Source organism: Bacillus sp. JJ1609, from assembly GCF_036967045.1.
Classification (GTDB): Bacteria; Bacillota; Bacilli; order Bacillales; family Cytobacillaceae; genus Mesobacillus.
Genome location: NZ_JBALSS010000056.1, coordinates 1 through 2,259 on the forward strand (window position 1 = coordinate 1; position 2,259 = coordinate 2,259).

A 2,259-nucleotide genomic window follows, 5' to 3' on the forward strand; every position below is an offset into this window, starting at 1 on the left:
GGAGTCTTCGCGCCTTCCACTCCAATCAACAGGGTTTCAATAAATGATCGGTGAACTGTATTTTTGACGACAAACTGTGACTATCTTTTTTAGGTCCTCCACTTAAAAAATAATGCATTCTTTCGTTCAATAATTAAATCTTTTAATGATAGAGTTCGTTATCTTTTCTATCAAGTATTAAAACTTTTTAAAAAGGAATAGCAATTTTCTCTCCATTAATAGGGCGAATGGAAAGATTTGAATCTAGATTTTGGATTAAGTAACCATCCGATTCCACGTTCGAAGAATACAAAGTACCAACATTGTTTTCTACCACCATCATAGTGTGGTCATCTAAACCGATCCCACTAAAATCTCTTTCTTTCAGCAAATTATGATAAGCTTCTGCTCGATCTTGATAATTGTAGTGAGAAATGATACAACCATCAACAAATCCCAATCCCTCTACTATTGTATAGCCTATCTCCATTTCATAACTTCCTGCAAAAGCAAACAATGCATGAGCACCTGCACTAAACCCAACTAAAATAGAATCCTTTTCAAATGCTTGTTTCAAAAATGGTATTGTTTTTGTTTCTTTTAGTTTCTCAATTAATTGAATCGTCGATCCTCTGCCAAAATAAATGAGATCTGCTTCAAGCAGCAGATATTCCATTCCAGGTTGAAGTAATTCTACTTCACATCCTTGTAATTCATAAAAATTACTGAACTGATGATAATTTTCTTCATCATCAGTTGATCCATACGGGATAAAAATAACCTTTGGTTTTTCCTTAATTATAAATCTCCGAATCTTCTCCTCTAGCTTCCAATCAAAATCTCCTCCATTATAACCGCCGCCAATTGCAATGATTTTTCCCATAATATTCTCACTTTCCAAGTTTAATAAACATAACCTTGTTTATTGATTTATTTTTGCATAAATATAGGTGTCCGTTAATCTTTACCCGTCTGCTGAAAGGTCATCATTTTTATGGATTCCTTCTAAAGTAAAGCCTAATTTTTCAGGTATTCTTCGACTTTTTATATTAGTAGATTCTACTCTAATTTCTATTCTGTTAAAATTAAGTTCCTTTATGCCAAGGTTTAAGACTTCTCTGACCGCTTCGGTAATATACCCGTTTCCACTGAATTTGGTGTTGATCCAGTAGCCAATTTCACCTTTTGGTACTTCCCAATTGATCCCCTGCAGGCTTGCTGTTCCGATAAATTCATTCGTTTCTTTATGGAAAATAAGAAAACGAAAACTGTCTCTTTTTTGAAACTTACTATATGCGTTTCTCAAATTTTCTTCTGTCTCTTCAACGGCTGGGATGCTCTGTGCAAATGGCATCCATGGCTTTAACTCGTTAAATGAATCCTTTATTGCTTTATTAACAATTTGGCCATCGCCTCTTTGAAATGGCGATCTCAATATTAATCTTTCGGTTTCCAACTGAGATGGGACATCAATTAGCATAGGGTTCATTGAATTTCTCCTCCATTTTGATTACATTAACTGAAAAAAGAACAATAAAAAACTCCCACCCCCAAGATAATCAAATCTTGAGGACGAGAGTTGAAACTTCGTGGTACCACCTCAGTTTGCCGATACATCACTATATCAGCCTTTTCGGGTACATCAATACCCTATCTCTCTATCGGGAGAAGCCGTCCTACAATCCCTAATTAAATTAGCTTAGTAAGAAACTCCGAGGTTTTATTCGTTAAGCAGATTTTTACTCCCTTTCACCGGATAGGAGCTCTCTATTAAAAATCATTACTTAACTACTTATCTCTTCAGCGTCTATAAATATTTAATTTTTAAATATATTACCAATTAATTACTTTATTGTAAATGATCTTTTATAAACATAAGTTAGTTAGTAAACGTCCGAATTAATCCTTGTCTGATTTACCCTCGGTCAGGTCATCAAAAGGCGTATATTCATTGCTTGGCAATTTACCTTTTTTTATGATTTTAAAAACTGAGTAAAACACTACCAATAATACGACGGCTATAAGGAAATAACCCACACATACCATCCCCCATTCTTCAAGTTATTATATTTGGGCAATCTGTTTAAAAATTGCACTTGTTTAAAATGAAGATTTATTGACTCTCGATTGAAAAATTTATAATACTTCAATCTGTTTCTTTAGGCTCTGTTAAACAAGGCTGTTGATTCTCGTTCCAGGCGCTTCGCTCTCCCCGGGGCGCTGAGCCTTCTCGTCGCTTCGCTTCTGCGGGGCCTCACCTGACCAGCTAAGCCCGCAGGA

At 35.4% G+C, this 2,259-nt stretch carries 3 protein-coding genes and 1 other annotated feature; all 3 genes read right to left on the reverse strand.

Annotated features, from left to right (window positions below; all coding sequences use genetic code 11):
• Window positions 1-187 precede the first annotated feature (187 nt).
• Window positions 188-862, reverse strand: coding sequence for a Type 1 glutamine amidotransferase-like domain-containing protein (locus tag V7654_RS23860; RefSeq protein ID WP_335433377.1), 675 nt, complete (start codon window positions 860-862; stop codon window positions 188-190).
• Between the two features lie 81 nt (window positions 863-943).
• Complete coding sequence (locus V7654_RS23865; RefSeq protein ID WP_335433379.1) at window positions 944-1,468, reverse strand: GNAT family N-acetyltransferase; 525 nt, start codon at window positions 1,466-1,468, stop codon at window positions 944-946.
• A 76-nt stretch (window positions 1,469-1,544) separates the two neighbouring features.
• Window positions 1,545-1,792: a binding site (T-box leader), on the reverse strand.
• Window positions 1,793-1,878: 86 nt separating this feature from the next.
• On the reverse strand, window positions 1,879-2,016 hold the full coding sequence (locus V7654_RS23870; RefSeq protein ID WP_335433381.1) for a hypothetical protein: 138 nt from the start codon (window positions 2,014-2,016) through the stop codon (window positions 1,879-1,881).
• Between the last annotated feature and the right edge of the window lie 243 nt (window positions 2,017-2,259).

What these genes read in the sequence shown, in the direction of transcription:
- V7654_RS23860 (WP_335433377.1), bottom strand. Translation starts at nt 862, where the DNA reads ATGGGAAAAATCATTGCAATTGGCGGCGGTTATAATGGAGGAGATTTT.
- V7654_RS23865 (WP_335433379.1), bottom strand. Translation starts at nt 1,468, where the DNA reads ATGAACCCTATGCTAATTGATGTCCCATCTCAGTTGGAAACCGAAAGA.